This is a genomic window from Curtobacterium sp. UNCCL20 (assembly GCF_900101675.1).
Lineage (GTDB): Bacteria > Actinomycetota > Actinomycetes > Actinomycetales > Microbacteriaceae > Curtobacterium.
The window spans coordinates 678,285-694,429 of the sequence record NZ_FNKG01000002.1 but is presented as its reverse complement, the minus strand read 5'-3'; the positions used below and the strand labels follow the sequence as shown (position 1 = coordinate 694,429).

The 16,145-nt window shown below is 69.5% G+C and carries 21 protein-coding genes; 9 read left to right on the top strand and 12 right to left on the bottom strand.

Annotated elements, in window-relative coordinates; genetic code table 11:
• Window positions 1-11: 11 nt before the first annotated feature.
• Both BLT36_RS12620 and BLT36_RS12615 read right to left on the bottom strand, forming a co-directional pair.
• Entirely contained in the window at window positions 12-1,085 is a 1,074-nt protein-coding gene (locus BLT36_RS12620; RefSeq protein ID WP_092095565.1) for a BMP family lipoprotein, read from the bottom strand.
• A gap of 209 nt (window positions 1,086-1,294) precedes the next feature.
• The gene (locus tag BLT36_RS12615) at window positions 1,295-2,410 is read right to left on the bottom strand and encodes a mannose-1-phosphate guanylyltransferase (protein WP_092095563.1); all 1,116 of its coding nucleotides are present in this window, start codon (window positions 2,408-2,410) and stop codon (window positions 1,295-1,297) included.
• Between the two features lie 164 nt (window positions 2,411-2,574).
• On the opposite strand from BLT36_RS12615, the gene BLT36_RS12610 reads away from it, so the two are divergent.
• From BLT36_RS12610 to BLT36_RS12585, 6 genes are all read left to right on the top strand, one after another.
• Entirely contained in the window at window positions 2,575-3,813 is a 1,239-nt protein-coding gene (locus tag BLT36_RS12610; RefSeq protein WP_254787605.1) for a glycosyltransferase family 4 protein, read from the top strand.
• Between the two features lie 77 nt (window positions 3,814-3,890).
• Window positions 3,891-4,370 carry a succinate dehydrogenase, cytochrome b556 subunit gene (gene sdhC / locus BLT36_RS12605; protein WP_092095560.1) on the top strand — a complete coding sequence of 160 codons (480 nt, stop codon included), beginning with the start codon at window positions 3,891-3,893 and terminating at the stop codon, window positions 4,368-4,370.
• A gap of 11 nt (window positions 4,371-4,381) precedes the next feature.
• Window positions 4,382-4,828, top strand: a complete 447-nt coding sequence (sdhD, locus tag BLT36_RS12600) for a succinate dehydrogenase, hydrophobic membrane anchor protein (RefSeq protein ID WP_092095559.1) — start codon at window positions 4,382-4,384, stop codon at window positions 4,826-4,828.
• Between the two features lie 77 nt (window positions 4,829-4,905).
• Window positions 4,906-6,699: a succinate dehydrogenase flavoprotein subunit gene (sdhA, locus tag BLT36_RS12595; RefSeq protein WP_092095557.1), complete on the top strand. Its 1,794-nt coding sequence runs from the start codon at window positions 4,906-4,908 to the stop codon at window positions 6,697-6,699.
• A 1-nt stretch (window position 6,700) separates the two neighbouring features.
• Entirely contained in the window at window positions 6,701-7,474 is a 774-nt protein-coding gene (locus BLT36_RS12590; protein ID WP_092095556.1) for a succinate dehydrogenase iron-sulfur subunit, read from the top strand.
• A 69-nt stretch (window positions 7,475-7,543) separates the two neighbouring features.
• A complete protein-coding gene (locus BLT36_RS12585; RefSeq protein WP_092095554.1) occupies window positions 7,544-8,203 on the top strand; it encodes a TNT domain-containing protein in 660 nt (219 codons plus the stop codon).
• 66 nt (window positions 8,204-8,269) lie between these two features.
• Here the strand turns inward: BLT36_RS12585 and BLT36_RS12580 are convergent, their stop codons facing one another.
• The 7 genes from BLT36_RS12580 to BLT36_RS12555 all read right to left on the bottom strand — a co-directional run bounded on the left by BLT36_RS12580 (window position 8,270) and on the right by BLT36_RS12555 (window position 12,362).
• Window positions 8,270-9,043 carry a DUF805 domain-containing protein gene (locus BLT36_RS12580; RefSeq protein ID WP_092095553.1) on the bottom strand — a complete coding sequence of 258 codons (774 nt, stop codon included), beginning with the start codon at window positions 9,041-9,043 and terminating at the stop codon, window positions 8,270-8,272.
• Complete coding sequence (locus BLT36_RS12575; RefSeq protein ID WP_092095551.1) at window positions 9,040-9,588, bottom strand: DUF805 domain-containing protein; 549 nt, start codon at window positions 9,586-9,588, stop codon at window positions 9,040-9,042. The genes BLT36_RS12580 and BLT36_RS12575 overlap by 4 nt, the downstream gene beginning before the upstream one ends.
• A complete protein-coding gene (locus tag BLT36_RS12570; protein WP_092095549.1) occupies window positions 9,585-10,097 on the bottom strand; it encodes a DUF805 domain-containing protein in 513 nt (170 codons plus the stop codon). Before BLT36_RS12570 ends, BLT36_RS12575 begins: the two co-directional genes overlap by 4 nt.
• A gap of 64 nt (window positions 10,098-10,161) precedes the next feature.
• Window positions 10,162-10,683, bottom strand: a complete 522-nt coding sequence (locus BLT36_RS12565) for a DUF805 domain-containing protein (protein WP_175529632.1) — start codon at window positions 10,681-10,683, stop codon at window positions 10,162-10,164.
• Window positions 10,684-10,791: 108 nt separating this feature from the next.
• Window positions 10,792-11,724 carry an NADP-dependent oxidoreductase gene (locus BLT36_RS12560; RefSeq protein ID WP_092095546.1) on the bottom strand — a complete coding sequence of 311 codons (933 nt, stop codon included), beginning with the start codon at window positions 11,722-11,724 and terminating at the stop codon, window positions 10,792-10,794.
• 123 nt (window positions 11,725-11,847) lie between these two features.
• Complete coding sequence (locus tag BLT36_RS18780) at window positions 11,848-11,997, bottom strand: hypothetical protein (RefSeq protein WP_175529631.1); 150 nt, start codon at window positions 11,995-11,997, stop codon at window positions 11,848-11,850.
• 95 nt (window positions 11,998-12,092) lie between these two features.
• Window positions 12,093-12,362 (bottom strand): hypothetical protein, encoded by a 270-nt coding sequence (locus BLT36_RS12555; RefSeq protein ID WP_092095545.1) that lies wholly within the window; start codon window positions 12,360-12,362, stop codon window positions 12,093-12,095.
• Between the two features lie 65 nt (window positions 12,363-12,427).
• Here BLT36_RS12555 and BLT36_RS12550 point away from each other — a divergent pair, with 65 nt between their 5' ends.
• Window positions 12,428-13,003, top strand: a complete 576-nt coding sequence (locus BLT36_RS12550; RefSeq protein WP_092095543.1) for a hypothetical protein — start codon at window positions 12,428-12,430, stop codon at window positions 13,001-13,003.
• A 598-nt stretch (window positions 13,004-13,601) separates the two neighbouring features.
• Here the strand turns inward: BLT36_RS12550 and BLT36_RS12545 are convergent.
• On the bottom strand, window positions 13,602-14,069 hold the full coding sequence (locus BLT36_RS12545) for a hypothetical protein (RefSeq protein WP_139166461.1): 468 nt from the start codon (window positions 14,067-14,069) through the stop codon (window positions 13,602-13,604).
• Between the two features lie 347 nt (window positions 14,070-14,416).
• Between BLT36_RS12545 and BLT36_RS12540 the strand changes: the two genes are divergently transcribed.
• Both BLT36_RS12540 and BLT36_RS19180 read left to right on the top strand, forming a co-directional pair.
• A complete protein-coding gene (locus tag BLT36_RS12540) occupies window positions 14,417-14,761 on the top strand; it encodes a hypothetical protein (protein WP_092095540.1) in 345 nt (114 codons plus the stop codon).
• A complete protein-coding gene (locus BLT36_RS19180) occupies window positions 14,704-15,054 on the top strand; it encodes a TNT domain-containing protein (protein ID WP_092095539.1) in 351 nt (116 codons plus the stop codon). The genes BLT36_RS12540 and BLT36_RS19180 overlap by 58 nt, the downstream gene beginning before the upstream one ends.
• Here the strand turns inward: BLT36_RS19180 and BLT36_RS12530 are convergent.
• Window positions 15,040-15,570, bottom strand: a complete 531-nt coding sequence (locus BLT36_RS12530; RefSeq protein ID WP_092095537.1) for a hypothetical protein — start codon at window positions 15,568-15,570, stop codon at window positions 15,040-15,042. The genes BLT36_RS19180 and BLT36_RS12530 overlap by 15 nt on opposite strands.
• The gene (locus BLT36_RS12525) at window positions 15,567-16,112 is read right to left on the bottom strand and encodes a hypothetical protein (RefSeq protein ID WP_139166460.1); all 546 of its coding nucleotides are present in this window, start codon (window positions 16,110-16,112) and stop codon (window positions 15,567-15,569) included. Before BLT36_RS12525 ends, BLT36_RS12530 begins: the two co-directional genes overlap by 4 nt.
• Window positions 16,113-16,145: the final 33 nt, after the last annotated feature.

Sequence of the window (16,145 nt, the reverse complement as noted above, 5' to 3'; positions counted from 1 at the left end):
CGTTGTCCGGACTACTTGACGGTCGCCTTGGTCTCGACCTTGATCGAGCCGTCGATGATGCCCGACTTGATCGTGTCGAGCTCCTTCGAGAGGCCCTTGTCGACCTTGTCGGCGTAGTCGTGGAACGGCGCGATGCCGACGCCGTCGTTCTCCAGCGTGCCGACGTAGGGCTCGTTGGAGAACTTCTTGTCGGCGGCCTGCTCGACGACGTCCTTCGTGGCGGGGCGCATGCCCTTCTCGACGGACGTGAACGCGATGTCCTTGTAGCGGGGGTCGGCCTCGTAGAGGTCGCTGTCCGCACCGATCAGCACGGAACCGTTGTTCGCGTCCTTGATCGCCTCGGCTGCCGACTGGTAGATCGGGCCACCGACGGGGAGGATGACGTCGGCGTCCTGGTCGATGAGCGTCTGCGCGACGGCCTTCGCCTGGGTGCCGGCCTCGAAGCCGCCCGTGAAGGAGCCCTTCTGGCTGTCGACGTCCCAGCCGACGACCTTGACGTCCTTCTTCTTCTGCTCGTTGTAGTACTTCACGCCGTCCGCGAAGCCGTCCATGAAGATGGTGACGGTCGGGATCTGCATGCCGCCGAAGGTGCCGACGACGCCGGACTTCGAGTAGGACGCGGCCGCGTAGCCGGCGAGGAACGCCGCCTGCGAGGTGTCGAACGTGATCGGCTTGACGTTCTTCGCGTCGATCGAGTTGTCGTCGATGATCGCGAAGTCGGTGTCGGGGTTCGCGGCGGCCTGCTTCTTCGTCGCGTCGGCGAGGTTGAAGCCGACGGTGACGATGAGGTTGCAGTTCTGGCCGACGAGCTGCTCGATGTTCGAGTCGTAGACGGTGGCGTCCTTGGACTCGGCCGACTTGTAGGTCGCGCCGAGGTCGGCGGCGGCGTCCTTCATGCCTTCGAACCCGAGCTGGTTGAACGACTTGTCGTCGAACCCACCGGCGTCGGAGACCATGCAGGGGCGGAAGTCGGTCTTCTTGGCGGTCGTGGTGCTGGACGGGGCGGCCGAGCAACCAGCGAGGACGGCGACGGTGCCGGCGAGCGCGAGGGTGCTCAGCAGGACCTGACGGGTACGAGATGTCACGGGTGGGTTCCTCCGGGGAGCGTGCCCGGACCACGTGCGTTCCGGGCGATCGTGGCGACAGTACACGACCGCCCGGCCGGTACAGGACCCCTCGTGAGGGGTCTGCGGATCAGTTACGGGATCGCGACCGCGCGGAAACGCGCCCGTAACGCGGAGTCACGGCCCTGACCCCAGTTCTGGGGACGTCAAGCGCTTTTCGTGATGGAGCGCTACAGGACGTCGCCGCGGCCGGAGATCTTCAGCGCATCCACCACACTCTTCACCCGCTGCGCGTTCGCGCTGGTGGTGACGAGGAGGGCGTCCGGGGTGTCGACGACGACGATGTCCTCGACGCCGATGAGCGAGATGAGCCGCTGGCTGTGCGAGATGACGATGCCGCTCGACGAGTCGGCCAGGATGCGTGCGCCGTCGCCCAGGACGGCGAGGTTGTTCGCCCGGCCGCCGGACTGCAGCTTCGCCAGCGAGGCGAAGTCGCCGACGTCGTCCCAGTCGAAGTCACCGGGCACGACGGCCATCCGACCGGCGGCTGCGGCGGGCTCGGCGACCGTGTAGTCGATCGCGATCTTCTCGAGCCCTGGCCAGACGGCGTCGACGACGGCCCCGCGGGCGGAGGTGTCCCAGGCGTCGGCCAGCTCTTCGAGGCCGGCGAGCAGCTCCGGCTTGGTCCGGCCGATCTCGGCGAGCAGGACGTCCGCGCGGGCGATGAACATGCCGGCGTTCCAGAGGTAGTTGCCCTCCTCGAGGTAGCCGGTGGCCGTCTCGAGGTCTGGCTTCTCGACGAACGACATCACGGAGTGGGCGGTCGGGGCGCCCTCGACGCCGAGGGCCGTGCCGTCGGCGTGGATGTAGCCGAACCCGATCGCGGGCTCGGTCGGGGTGATGCCGATCGTGGTGACGTACCCGGCGCGTGCGACCGCGACGGCTTCGCGCACGGAGCGGCGGAACCCGCGGGCGTCACCGATGACGTGGTCGGCTGCGAACGACCCGATCACGACGTCCGGCTCGCGGCGGACCAGGATCGCCGCGGCGAGTCCGATGGCCGCCGTGGAGTCCTTCGGCTCGCTCTCGAGCACGACGTTGTGGTCCTCGACGCCCGGGAGCTGCGACTCGACGGCCACGCGGTGTGCACGGCCGGTGACGACCATGATCCGCTGGTCGCCGGCGAGCGGCGCGAGTCGGTCCCACGTCTGCCGGAGCAGCGAGGTGCCGGATCCGGTCAGGTCGTGCAGGAACTTGGGCGCGTCCGCCCGCGACAACGGCCACAGTCGCGATCCGATGCCCCCGGCGGGGATGATCGCGTAGAAGTCCTCGAGCGCGTCTGCCACTCGCTCACCGTACCGGGCCGCCCGTCCGGAGCCTGGGCGTCACCCGCACGATTCCCGCATGCGGTGATCCGCACACGTCGCACGACCTGTTCACCCCGTGCGTGCGCCGCGTTCACGTCGGCGGCCCCGAGGGGTCACGCGGCCCGCGCAGCATGGGCATCGCCATGAACGCACGCAGCGTGGAGCGCGGCACGTCCCAACGGACCGTCGCCGTCGTGACCGAGAGCTTCCTGCCCACCCTCAACGGCGTGACCACGAGTGTCCTGGCGGTCCTCGACCACCTGGAACGCCGAGGCCACCGCGCGGTCGTCATCGCGCCGGACACCCCGGGGCTCGCCCAGTTCCGGTCCCGCACGCAGGTGGAGCGCTACCGCTCCTTCGACGTCCACCGGATCCCCGCCGTCGCGTACCGCCAGTTCCCGGTCGCCCTCCCCCACCCCGTGCTCGACACGATCCTCGCCGCCTCCGGCGCCGACGTGCTCCACGCCGCGAGTCCGTTCCTGCTGGGTGGGCGCGCGATCACGGCAGCCGGGAGGCTCGGCATCCCCTCCGTCGCCGTCTTCCAGACCGACGTGGCCGGGTTCGCCCGCCGCAACGGGCTGACCGCGACCGTCCCGCTGGTCCGACGGATCCTCGGCCGCATCCACGCCGGCGCGTCGCTGACGCTCGCCCCGTCGAGCGCGACCGCCGCGATGCTCGCGGAGGACGGCGTCCCCCGGGTCGCCCGCTGGGGACGCGGCGTCGACACCGGGCTGTTCCACCCGTCGCGCCGCGACTCCGGCCACGTGCGCGCGGTGCGGCGCCGCCTCGCGCCGGGCGGCGAGACGATCGTGGGGTACGTGGGCCGGCTGGCACCGGAGAAGGAGGTCGAACGGCTCGCGGAGCTCGGCGGCATCCCGGGCATCCGGATCGTGGTCGCGGGAGGCGGTCCCTCCAGGCCCCTGCTCGAACGTCGGCTCCGCCACCTGGACGTGACCTTCACCGGTCCGCTGCGCGGCGACGCGCTGGCGGACGCGTACGCGGCCCTCGACCTGTTCGTGCACACGGGCCCCGCGGAGACCTTCGGACAGACCCTCCAGGAGGCGCACGCCAGCGGCGTGCCGGTGATCGCGCCGGCATCCGGCGGCCCGCTCGACCTGGTGGCACCGGGACTCGACGGCGAGCTGTACGACCCGGACGAGCCGCAGGCGCTCCGCCGGGCGGTCCTCCGCCTGCACCACGGCCGCGCACTCGCGGCCCGGATGGGGTCCGCGGGACGCCTCCGGGTCGAGGGGACCACGTGGGAAGCCGTCGGCGACCAGCTGCTCGCGCACCACGACACGGCGCGGAACATCGGCGCGCCGCCAGCGACCGCGCGGGGTGCCCGGGCCGGGTGGAACGAGAAGGTCAGCGCACGAGCATAGGATGGTCGTGTTCCACACGAACACGAACGGCAAGGGCTCGCCGATCGGGCGAGCCCGTCCTATGGGAGGACGAGCTCATGGCCGAGCAGACCGGAGGCGGGACGGCGACAGCCGAACCGCAGGGCAGCATCGACGGACCCCGTACCGACGGACCCCGTCTCGAGGCGCCGCGCGCTTCTCGGAAGCTCGAGGGAACCCTCTACCGCGGTTCGACGGGCATGTGGTCGTGGGTCCTCCACCGCATCACCGGTGTCGCGATCTACTTCTTCCTGCTCGTGCACATCCTCGACACCGCCCTGGTGCGACTCTCCCCCGAGGCGTACAACGCGGTCATCGGCACCTACAAGACGCCGATCATGAACCTGGGCGAGATCGCCCTCGTGATGGCCATCGTGTTCCACGCGTTCAACGGGCTCCGGATCATCCTCATCGACTTCTGGTCCAAGGGGCCGAAGTACCAGCGGGCCATGTTCTGGATCGTGATCGTCCTCTGGGCGATCGCCATCGCCGGCTTCCTGCCGCGCCAGCTCATGAACCTCGTCGCGGACTTCAACTGAGGAGCGGACCGATGACCACGCAGACCGTCGAGCCCCCGCGCTCAGCAGCAGCAGCCCGTCGCACCACCAACTGGGAGAAGTGGGGCTGGATCTACATGCGCGCGTCGGGCGTCCTGCTCGTCGTGCTCATCTTCGGGCACCTCTTCGTCAACATGGTGGCGGGCGAGGGCGTCAAGCAGATCGACTTCGCGTTCGTGGCCGGCAAGTGGGCGTCCCCGTTCTGGCAGGTGTGGGACTCGCTCATGCTGGTCCTCGCGCTCATCCACGGCTCGAACGGCATGCGGACGATCATCAACGACTACGTGTCGAAGGCCGGCATCCGGAAGACGCTCCTCATCGCGGTGCTCATCGCGTGCGTCGTCCTCATCGTCCTGGGCCTGCTCGTCTGCTGGACGTTCGACCCGTGCCCGGCCGGCGCGGCCGCCGCCGACCTCCCGTCGTTCTGCCCGGCCCAGTAGCCGAAGCCCCAGCGCACTCCTGCTCGCCCGCCGACGACACCCCTGTCGGCGTGGCCACCACCCCCTGAAAGGCCCCAGTGACCGAGATCACCGTTCACCACCACCAGTTCGACATCGTCATCATCGGCGCGGGCGGCGCCGGCATGCGCGCCGCCATCGAAGCCGGTCCGAAGGCGAACACGGCCGTCATCTCGAAGCTGTACCCGACCCGCTCCCACACCGGTGCGGCGCAGGGTGGCATGGCTGCGGCGCTCGCGAACGTCGAAGAGGACTCGTGGGAGTGGCACACCTTCGACACGATCAAGGGCGGCGACTACCTGGTCGACCAGGACGCCGCCGAGATCCTCGCGAAGGAAGCCATCGACGCCGTCATCGACCTCGAGAACATGGGCCTGCCGTTCAACCGCACGCCCGAGGGGAAGATCGACCAGCGACGGTTCGGCGGCCACACCCGCGACCACGGCAAGTCCCCCGTCCGCCGTGCCTGCTACGCCGCGGACCGCACCGGCCACATGATCCTGCAGACGCTGTTCCAGAACTGCGTGAAGCTCGGCGTGAACTTCTTCAACGAGTTCTACGCGCTCGACCTCATCATGGTCGACGTCGTCGGCGAGGACGGCGTCACCCGCAAGCAGCCGGCCGGCGTCGTCGCGTTCGAGCTCGCGACCGGTGAGCTCCACGTCTTCCACGCCAAGGCGATGATCTTCGCCACCGGTGGCTTCGGCAAGATGTACAAGACCACCTCGAACGCCCACACCCTGACCGGTGACGGCGTCGGCATCGTCTGGCGCACCGGCCTCCCGCTCGAGGACATGGAGTTCTTCCAGTTCCACCCGACCGGGCTCGCCGGCCTCGGCATCCTCCTCACCGAGGGTGCCCGCGGCGAGGGCGCGATCCTCCGCAACGCCTCGGGCGAGCGGTTCATGGAGCGCTACGCCCCCACGATCAAGGACCTCGCTCCCCGTGACATCGTCGCCCGGTGCATGGTCCAGGAAGTGGCCGAGGGCCGCGGCGCCGGTCCGAACAAGGACTACGTGCTGCTCGACTGTACGCACCTCGGTGCCGAGGTGCTCGAGACGAAGCTGCCGGACATCACCGAGTTCGCACGCACCTACCTCGGGGTCGACCCGGTCGTCGAGCCCGTCCCCGTGATGCCGACGGCGCACTACGCGATGGGTGGCATCCCGACCAACACCAAGGCCGAGGTGCTGTACGACAACACCACCGTCGTCCCCGGCCTCTACGCCGCCGGTGAGTGTGCCTGCGTGTCCGTGCACGGCTCGAACCGCCTCGGCACGAACTCGCTCCTCGACATCAACGTGTTCGGCAAGCGCTCCGGCAACAACGCCGCCGAGTGGGTCCAGACCGCCGAGTTCCTCCCCCTGCCGGAGGACCCGGCAGCCGGGGTCCGCGACATGCTCGACCAGCTCCGCGCCTCGACCGGCACCGAGCGCGTGGCCGCACTCCGCAAGGAACTGCAGGAGGAGATGGACAAGAACGCGCAGGTGTTCCGCACCGACGAGTCCCTCGCCCGCGTGACCGAGACGATCCACACGCTCCGGAACCGCTTCATGCAGGTCTCCGTGCAGGACAAGGGCAAGCGGTTCAACACCGACCTGCTCGAGGCCGTCGAGCTCGGGTTCCTGCTCGACCTCGCCGAGGTCGTCGTCTACTCCGCCCGGAACCGCAAGGAGTCCCGCGGCGGCCACATGCGCGACGACTACCCGAAGCGCGACGACGAGAACTACATGCAGCACACCATGGCGTACCTGACGGGCGATCCGCACTCGTCGCTCGCCGACGACCACATCACGCTCGACTGGAAGCCGGTCGTGATCACCCGGTACCAGCCGATGGAGAGGAAGTACTGAGATGACCGACACCCTGGTCTCCGACGCACCCCGCACCGACACCGTGCAGGACGCCCCTCCCGGCTCGTTCCCCGTCACGGTGATCATCCGCCGCTTCGACCCGGACGTCGACGACGAGCCGCGCTGGCAGGACTTCGACGTCATGATGCTGCCGACCGACCGCATCCTCGACGCCCTGCACAAGATCAAGTGGGAGCAGGACGGTTCGCTGACCTTCCGCCGCTCCTGCGCGCACGGCGTGTGCGGCTCCGACGCGATGCGCATCAACGGGCGGAACCGCCTGGCGTGCAAGACCCTCATCAAGGACCTCGACGTGTCGAAGCCGATCTACGTCGAGGCGATCAAGGGCCTGCCGCTCGAGAAGGACCTCGTCGTCGACATGGAGCCGTTCTTCAAGTCCTACCGCGAGGTCCAGCCGTTCCTGCAGGCCAGCACTCCGCCGGAGAAGGGCAAGGAGCGCGTGCAGTCCGTCGCCGATCGTGCCCGCTTCGACGACACCACGAAGTGCATCCTCTGCGCCGCGTGCACCTCGTCGTGCCCGGTGTTCTGGACCGACGGCCAGTACTTCGGCCCGGCCGCGATCGTCAACGCGCACCGCTTCATCTTCGACTCGCGCGACGACGCGGCGAACGTGCGCCTCGACATCCTCAACGACAAGGAAGGCGTGTGGCGCTGCCGCACGACCTTCAACTGCACCGACGCGTGCCCCCGCGGCATCCAGGTGACGAAGGCGATCGCCGAGGTCAAGCAGGCCGTCATGCGCGGCCGGGCCTGACCCGGGGTCAGTGCCGACGCTCGGCGTCGTCCAAGGCTCGCCAGAGACACCACAGATAGGCTCCGGTCCATGACGTTCGCGGACACCCGCCCCATCCTCGACCAGCTCGGCTACACGATCCGCTACGTGCAGCTCCCCGGTGAGACCCTGCACGAGCCCCCGGTGGAGGGCGCCCTGCGCGTCGTGGCCGCCGACGCCGGTGGTGCGGGTCAGTCCGGGGACTTCGCACTCGAGGTCGTCGACTACGGCACCGCCCGACGTCTCGCGACGGCTCGTGGTGAAGAGGACGCGGTGGAGATGCTGCGCCGCTTCCTGAACCGGCCGTTCCCGGCACCGCGGGACATCCCGCGGCACGAGCTCGACGGTCTCCGCGACCGTGCGGCGTCGACGTACCCGCAGCTCGCGCAGCAGGTCGCCCAGGCCGGCGAACAGGGGCTGACCATCCAGATCCCGGCCGGCGTCCCGGTCGACCGCATCGGCGGACCGGACGGCTACCTGCTGCACCCGCTCGACACCCCGGCACCGAGCCGGTCGCTCCCGCCGCACGTCGCCGCCGCGCCGGAGACACACCGGTACCTGGTCGAGCGGCCGTTCCTCGTGACGGTCCGCTTCGTCCAGCCCTGGTTCGACCAGCCGGGCGGCGCGCTCCGCTTCCAGACCGCCGACCCGACCGTCACCGTGCGGGACCTCGTCGTCGACGGCTCGCTCGCCCGACTCCGCATCGTCTGATCCCACGAACGCCGAACGGCCCGCTCCACGCGACTGCGTGGGCGGGCCGTTCTCGTGTCGGTGCCGTCAGCCCTGGTCGGGACGGTCGAACCGGGCGCCCATCGGGTTCGGCGGCAGGCAGCCGAAGACGATCGCTGCCGGGTACGCGACGATGGAGACCAACCACAGCGGACCGGGGAGGTTCACGTCGTGCATCCGCCGCCAGGCGAGTGCGAGGCTCGGCACGATCGTGGCGAGCCACCAGATGCCGTACAGGACCAGCAGGATGTACGCCCATCCGGGGGCTGGGGAACTCGACTCCGCGACGCCGTACTCGTCGACCGTCGAGTGCGAGGCCGCCCAGCCGATGACCGTGGCGATGAACCCGCCGTAGAGCACGATCGTGACGATCGCGTTCGCGAGGGCCCAGTACCACCACTCGCTGCGACTGGCGCGGCCGTCGAACCGGGCGTACTTCTTCCAGAAGCGGGTGAAGGCGTCGAGGAACCCGATGCCGTACCAGGGTGCCCAGAGCGGTGGGACACCGTCGGGGCCGAGCTCGATCGGCTGGGCGTACTGCTGGTACGGCTGGGCGTAGGGCTGCGCGTACGGCTGCCCGCCGTACTGCGGCTGCTGGCCGTACTGGTTCGGCTGGCCGTACTGGTTTGGCTGCCCGTACTGGTTTGGCTGGCCGTACTGGTTTGGCTGGCCGTACTGGTTCGGCTGACCGTACTGGTTCGGCTGGCCGTACTGCGGCTGCTGGCCGTACTGATTCGGCTGGCCGTACTGGTCCGGCTGGCCGCTCGGCTGCTGTTCACCGTCAGCGGGCGGTCCCCACTGCGGGGTGCCGTCGCCGCTCATCGATCAGCCGCCGGGCGGTCGAACCGTGCACCCTCGGGGTTCGACGGCAGGAACATCATGATGAAGATCGCGATCGCTCCGAAGAACGGGATGAGCAGCAGCAGCGCCAGGAGCCCGCTGAGGTTCGCATCGTGGAGCCGCCGGACGATGAGCGCGAGCGTCGGGATCAGCAGCGCGAGCCCGAGGATCCAGATCGGGACGCCCGCCACGGGGTTCGTCGACATCGAGGACACCCCGACGGAGTTCGAGGAGGTCGTGCTGGTCGTCGTGCCCGTCGCAGCGACGAGGATGCCCGAGACGACGGAGAAGACCGTACCGAGGATCGCGCTCCAGAGGTACCACCACCAGTACTCGGAGCGGCTGGCGCGCCCGTCGAACCGGACGTACTTCTTCCAGAACCGCACGAAGGCGCCGGTGAAGGAGATGCCGTACCAGGGCGCCCACAGCGGCGGTGCACCGTTCGGCCCCGCGGAGGCCGGTGGTTGACCGTACGACGTGGTGTGCTCGGCGGGCGGACCCCACTGGGGCGTGCCGTCGGCGCTCATCGAGCACCCTCGGGGCGGTCGTACTGCGCGCCCTCGGGGTTGGAGGGCAGCAGGCCGAAGACGATGCCGACGATGCCGACGATCAGCGCGATGATCCACAGGGGACCGGCGAGGTTCGCGTCGTGCAGTCGCCGCCACCCGAGGGCGAGGCTCGGCACGATGGTGGCGAGACCCCAGAGGAGGGAGATCACCACGACGACCCAGTACAGGGGGCTGAGTCCGCCCGTGATCTGCCCCGAGTACTCGTCCACGCGCAGGTCAGAGGTCGCTGCGCCGATCGCGGCGAGGACGCCGAGCACGAGCGCGATGATCCCGTTCGCCAGGTACCACCACCAGAACTCGCTCCGGCTCGCTCGGCCGCTGAAGGTCGCGTACTTCTTGAAGAACCGCGAGACCGCCGTGCCGAACGACGCGCCGTAGTAGGGGGCCCAGAGCGGTGGCTCGCCAGCCGGACCAGTGGGTGCCGGCTGCTGCTGGCCGTACGAGTTGGGCGGGTACTGGTCACTCACGGGGTCCCCCTTGTGTGTCGGCTGATGTGTCGGATCAGAGTCAACCAGAAGGACGGCGGGACGGTCAGCCGCGGTCAGGCCGGTCGAACCGCTGCCCCTGCGGGTCCGTGCCCAGCAGCCCGACGATGAGCGCGAACAGGATGCCGATGGGCGGGATGACGAAGAAGAACGCGAAGTACCCGGAGAGGTTCACGTCGTGCAACCGTCGCACCGTGAGCGCGATGAACCCGATGAAGGTCGCGAGCGCCCAGAGCCGCACGACGCTGTCGTCGCCGTTGTCGACGAACGGCAGCACGGTGAACACCGACCCGACGATGCCCGCCGCGACGTTGCCGATGACGTACCAGAGTGCCCAGAACCAGAACTCGCTCCGACTGGCGCGGCCGTCGAACCGGACGTACTTCTTCCAGAAGCGCAGGAACGCCTGCGGGAACGGGATGCCGTACCAGGGCGCCCAGAGCGGCGGCGGCCCCTGCTGCTGGCCGTTCGGCGTCGGAGCCCCGTACGCGTTCTGGGCGCCGTACGGCTGCTGCCCGTACGGCTGCTGCTGCCCGTACGAGTCCTGGGGCTGGTACTGGTCGCTCACTGGTGTGTTCCTTCCGGCGGCGGTGTGCGGTTGCACGCTGTCGAAGCACACAGAGTCAAGCAGACCCGCAGCACGCACGCGTCCCTCCAGCGGAGGACACCACCGCCCCTACGGGATGAGCGCGAGCTTCCCGCCCGGGTGCTGGGACTCGAGGACCGCAGCCGCCTCCTTCGCGTCGGCGAGCGGGAACGTCCGGGCCACCGGCACCTCGAGCTGCCCCGCTCCCGCGAGGTCGATCAGCCGCTGGCGCACCGAGTCCCGGAACGCCTTGCTCTCCGGCTGCCCGCCACCCACCGCCGGGAAGCCGTCGCGAACCGCCCGACCCTGCGCGGCGATCGTCACGATGCGGTCGCGGTCCGCGACCAACGCGAGCGAGACGTCGACGGCCTCGTCGGTCCCGACGCAGTCCAGTGCCACGTCGACACCGGACGGTGCGAGTTCCCGGATCCGCGCCTCCAGGCCGTCGCCGTACGCGACCCACTCGCCACCGAAGCGTCTGACGGTGTCGGCGTTGCGCTCCGACGCGGTGCCGATGACCCGCGCGCCGAGCGGGCGGAGGAGCTGGAGGAGGCTGACGCCGACCGCACCGGACGCTCCGTGGACGAGGACCGTGTCGCGCCCCTCGGCGCGTGTGACGCGGATCATGTCGGCCGCCGTGGCGGTGGCGAGCAGGAGGTTCGCCGCCTCGGGGAAGCCGAGCGCGGCGGGCTTCGCGAACACGTCCGCGGCGGGGACCGTGACCCGTTCCGCCCACCCGCCGGCGACACGGAACGCGATGACCTCGTCGCCCACCGCTCCCCCACCAGAGGCGATCACGGTGTCCGGGCCGACGGCGCTGAGGACCCCTGCGACCTCGTAGCCGACGGCGATCGGCAGGTCCGACGGGTCGCCCTGCCGGGTGTGCTTCGTGTCGGCGGGGTTCATGCCGGCGGCGCGGACGTCGATCGTGACCTCGCCCGGGCCGGGCGCGGGGACCTCGGCGTCGACGTACTCGAGGACTTCGCTGCCGCCGAACCGCGGGGCCACCCAGTGCTTCGTCATGCGGTGGACGCTACGCCGGTCAGCCGAAGTCGTCTGGGCGGACCGGACCGGCGAGTCGCATCGCTGCGCGTCGATCCAGGGGTCGGCCGAACGGGGTTCATCGTCATCGTGCCAGCTCGTCCATCAGGGACGCGGGGGCTCGATGGTCGCCTCGATCTCGCGCGCGAGCTCCTCACCGATGACCTGCGGGTAGTTCAGTCCGTACTTCCACCAGGACGAGCAGATCCCGCAGCGGTAGAGGTGGCACTGGTGGTCGAGGCTGACCCCGACCAACTTCGGTTGGTCAGAGTCCGAGATCCAGAACTCCCTGCAGTACCGGCATCCTTGGTCGTGGAACGGGACGGTAGTGGGTGATCGGTCCTCTGCGCTCAATGCCCGAGTGGCTTCCTGCGCAGTTCCTCGTACCGAAGGAGACCCTGCACGCGCTCCACGAAGTCGCGGACTGCGTCCCCTCGGTCCGAATGGTCCTTGATCGATTCCTCGGTCGCCCGTTCGTTCGTCGTCGACACCCTCAAACCATATTCGGTCTCGGAGATGCACGCGGTGGTCACGTCGTTCGACGGACGCGTCATCCAGCAGAACGGAACGCCTGCTGCCTCGGCGAGACTCATGTCACGGGTTGCATCGATGTCGCCCATCGGTACATCCCGTCCGTCAGCGGAGTGTCCGCATGTGGCGGACGCTACGCCGGTAGCCTGCTGCCGTGACGAGCCACGAGCAACCGACGAGTCGTGCCGACGCGTTCCGCGCACGTGCCGCGGAGGGCTTGGCCCTGGTCCTCTTCGAGGGTTCGGGCAGCCACGCCGACGCGATCGTCGTCGACCGGCTCGACGACGGCCGGTTCCGCGTCGTGTCGACCGACGAGCGTGCGTCCGTGTGGGACGGGAGCACCCGGATCTACCCCGCGGACGCTGAGTCGTCGGCGCTCGACGATGCCCTCAGCCGGGCTCGTGCTGATCGTCGTGCCCGAGACGGCTTGCGCCGCCGTGAGGACGAGGCCGTCGCCACGTGGCGTGCAGCAGGTGGGGACGCCTGGGTGCGCAGCGAGACGGGGCTGTGGCTCAAGGGTGTCCACCACTCGGCGGGTCCGCGCTGGCAGGTGCTCCGACGACGTGAGGACTGGGGCTCGGAACGGGGCAACTCGCTGGGGTACGTCGCCCATACGCCTCGTGGCTACCTCGCGATTCCGCTGACCGGGTTCCCCGGCCCGGCGCACGCAACGTCCGCCGAGGCAGAACTCGCCCTCGAAGCGCTGGACCAGTCGGCTGCTAGCGCGTGAGGCACCGATCGTTCGTCGGCCGACAGGACTCGGTGCTCCGCTCGTCGTGGGACGTTCCGGCAGCTGCGCGCCGCTCTTGATGAGCGCGGCGTCCGCCCGGAGACCATCGCAGTCCCGAAGGATCCCCTGCCGGGCCGCCGGTCGAGAGCGCGTTCCGGGGGCCGCGCTGCAACTGCACTTCCCCTGACCATGGCGCAGGTCGAAGTGGACGCGATCGGGTCGAGGCTCGCTCCGTACCATCCGTAGCGCCGACAGCAGATCTCGGTTCCGGCGGGGCTCAGCCTCATCCAGCTCCCCGGGCGTGCTCGTCGACCGCACCGGCGCGATGAATGGTTGGCTCCTGGATCAGCTCGACTCGTCGTTCGAGTCGCGTTCCGGCCGCCGACGGCACTCGGCGAACCGTCCGGTGTGCACGCGTTCGTCACGGAGGCGACCGTACTCGTCCAGGCGTCGATCGTGGAGCCGCGGTTCAGGCGGCCCCGGCTCGCGATACTGCACACGATCGCTGACATTGCGGGACCTCCTGGTCGAGGACTCGCTGTCGTCGTCGCACGTTCGTTCGTCGTCTGGACGCGTCGCACGCCCCGAGTCGGCCCTCTCAGCCCCGAGCAGCCCGCGCCAGCAGCACCTCGATCGGGGTGTCCCGTGCCCAGGCGGCCAAGCAGAGGTTCTTCCGTTCCCCGAGTCTGGTCGTGCTCGTTCGATGCGTTCCGTCTTCTGACTCCCACGCGACGTTGAGCTTCGCTTCGTCGACGTCGACGTCGTCCGGCCAGGCGTACCGAGTGTGCGCGACGTCCCACGGTTCCGGAACGATCTCTGGTCGAGCGGAGACCACCAGGTATCGCTCGGCGTCTGCCTCGTGTGTGAAGGTCGTCACGATTCGCGTCGATCCCCGCTGTCGCTCGAACACGGCGAGTGGCTGAGCTTGGATGCCCAACTGCGTCTCCAGGTCGCCGAACTGCACCATGACGTTCGGTTCCCGCACAGCGCCGGAGAGGCTGGTCGGGTCGGGTTGCGGATTCCCGAGCGCCGCACCGATCGCTCTGCCGTGCCTCGTCGTCGTCATCGGATGACCGCCTCCCTGGTCATGAACTCGGCGGTGTTCAACCTTGGATGAGGATCGACTCGCAGTGTCAGGATGAAGGACTCTCCACCCACCGTGATGGCGGTGTGCCCTCCAGCAACGAAGTGCTCCGATCCGCCAGCACCCGCCGACGACGGGAGACGAGCCGCGAGACCGCCGATCTGCACGACGACACCGAAGACGTCCCCGCTCGTCTGCCGCCTTCCTCACCGACGGAGCCCTCCTCGGCTCGATGCTGGCGCAGAGTGCATCCATCTCCGCAGAGGCGGGCTCGCCCTCGCAGCGTTGACCGACGCCGCCGACGAAGCGTGGGACGCTAGCCCGGGACCGTGTCCTTCGCTTCGCTCCGCGCCGATCTCGACCGCTCCGGATTCACCTCCCAATTCGTCGTGCTGCCCGGTGACGACCTCGATGCCCCGCCCCTCGAGGGCGCGTTCCGGGTCGAGCTGACCGATGCGGCGTACGAAGTGCAGTGCGTGGACTACGGTCAGGCGCGGGTCATCGGACGCTCAACCGACGCGGACGGCGCCTGCGAGATCGTCCGGGCGTTCCTCCGGCGTCCGATCGCTGCGCCGCGTGACGTCCCCGGTGCAGAGCTGAGCCGTCTCAGGCGTACCTGCCCGAGCTCGCCGAACGGATCCGTACCGGGAACGGCGGCGTTCTCATCCAGCTGACGACCGACATCCCCGTCAATCGTGTCGGAGGGCCCGACGGCTGGATCCTCAATCCTCTCGGCGCATCCTTCGAGTCGAGGTCGCAACCTCCCACCGCACTGTCCGCCCCGGCGACCGTCCACCGGTACCTGACCGAGGGAGAGGTCCTCGTGCACGCCCAGGTCACGCTTCCGTGGTTCGGTCAGCCCGGCGGCGCGCTCCGGTTCTCGATCGCCGATGACGCGCTGACCATTCGCGACCTGCTCGTCAGCGGAGTCCTCCGGAGGATCGCCACCGGGTCATCTGCCCGCTGACGCCGCGGCGAAGGCCGTTCGGGAGTCCGACTCGAGCGCGCACCGCTCGATCCGGTCCACCCGGACGCGAGCGACCGTGGCGAACTGCACGGCCGGCGCGAGGAAGCGTCCGCTGCCGAACCACGCACGGTGGTCCACCCCGTCGACGTCCCACAGAAGGACGTTCTTCCCGTCCGCGACCGTGAGGGACATGCCCTCGGGGAGTTCTTCAGGACGACTGCGCAGCCAGTGCGCACGCCGAAGGCCAGCCCGGTCTCGGAGCACACCCGCGGCCGACGTCGCGATCCACCGAGCGGCGTCGTCCGGATCCTCGAAAACCACCCCGGTCCAGTCCCCCGCGCCGCGGTCACCCCGCCAACCTGCGACACCGGTGTCGCGAACCACGTACCGCTCGAGCGTCTCGTAGTCCCCGAACTCGACGAGTTCCGGCTCGACCACGACGCGCTCGTACCCAGCACGGTGAAGGAGGTCCTGGAGCAGATCGAGGTGCGGGATGGCCAGCCGCCTGTCGGTCACGACAGGATCCCGAGGTTCGGGAGATCGGCCGCCGACAGGAACTGCACGGGCGGACCCGGATTCATGAACCGGACCTGGAGGCCGCCACCCGGGTGACCGAAGGCCGGCGCGATCTCGCTCACGCGGCTGACGCTGAACCTCGAACGCACCGGTCGGACGTCCGGGTTCCGCGTCATGGTGATCACGGAGCCGCCGACCGTCGCCGACGTACCGGTCGGGACATCGTCCACGGTCCGCCGGACCCACCCCTCCGTCGAGAGTCCCTCCACAGCGCGGAGCTCTCGCACGGCCTGCAGCGCGACGTACCGAGCGGCGTCCTTCCGAGCATCGAACACCGTGCCGGTCGCCGTCACGACGCCGCGTGAGAACACACGCTCCACCACGCCCTCGGAGAGCACGTCGTACCGGAAGCGCGTTTCGAGGTCGCGGAACTCAACCCGATCGGGTTGCACCGTCGCGTCGGTGAACCCCGCGCGCGCGAAGAGGCGGCGCAACACGGCGCGCGTTCGGTCGCTGAAGACGCGCTCGTCGGGCAGACTCATGCGACCCATCACGACGACACGGGTGCGCTCACT

Bases quoted from the DNA above. Each gene is read 5' to 3' on its own strand.
- BLT36_RS12610 (WP_254787605.1), top strand. From the start codon at position 2,575: ATGAACGCACGCAGCGTGGAGCGCGGCACGTCCCAACGGACCGTCGCC.
- sdhC (WP_092095560.1), top strand. From the start codon at position 3,891: ATGGCCGAGCAGACCGGAGGCGGGACGGCGACAGCCGAACCGCAGGGC.
- sdhD (WP_092095559.1), top strand. From the start codon at position 4,382: ATGACCACGCAGACCGTCGAGCCCCCGCGCTCAGCAGCAGCAGCCCGT.
- BLT36_RS12590 (WP_092095556.1), top strand. From the start codon at position 6,701: ATGACCGACACCCTGGTCTCCGACGCACCCCGCACCGACACCGTGCAG.
- BLT36_RS12585 (WP_092095554.1), top strand. From the start codon at position 7,544: ATGACGTTCGCGGACACCCGCCCCATCCTCGACCAGCTCGGCTACACG.
- BLT36_RS12580 (WP_092095553.1), bottom strand. From the start codon at position 9,043: ATGAGCGGCGACGGCACCCCGCAGTGGGGACCGCCCGCTGACGGTGAA.
- BLT36_RS12575 (WP_092095551.1), bottom strand. From the start codon at position 9,588: ATGAGCGCCGACGGCACGCCCCAGTGGGGTCCGCCCGCCGAGCACACC.
- BLT36_RS12560 (WP_092095546.1), bottom strand. From the start codon at position 11,724: ATGACGAAGCACTGGGTGGCCCCGCGGTTCGGCGGCAGCGAAGTCCTC.
- BLT36_RS12555 (WP_092095545.1), bottom strand. From the start codon at position 12,362: ATGGGCGACATCGATGCAACCCGTGACATGAGTCTCGCCGAGGCAGCA.
- BLT36_RS12545 (WP_139166461.1), bottom strand. From the start codon at position 14,069: ATGACGACGACGAGGCACGGCAGAGCGATCGGTGCGGCGCTCGGGAAT.
- BLT36_RS12525 (WP_139166460.1), bottom strand. From the start codon at position 16,112: ATGAGTCTGCCCGACGAGCGCGTCTTCAGCGACCGAACGCGCGCCGTG.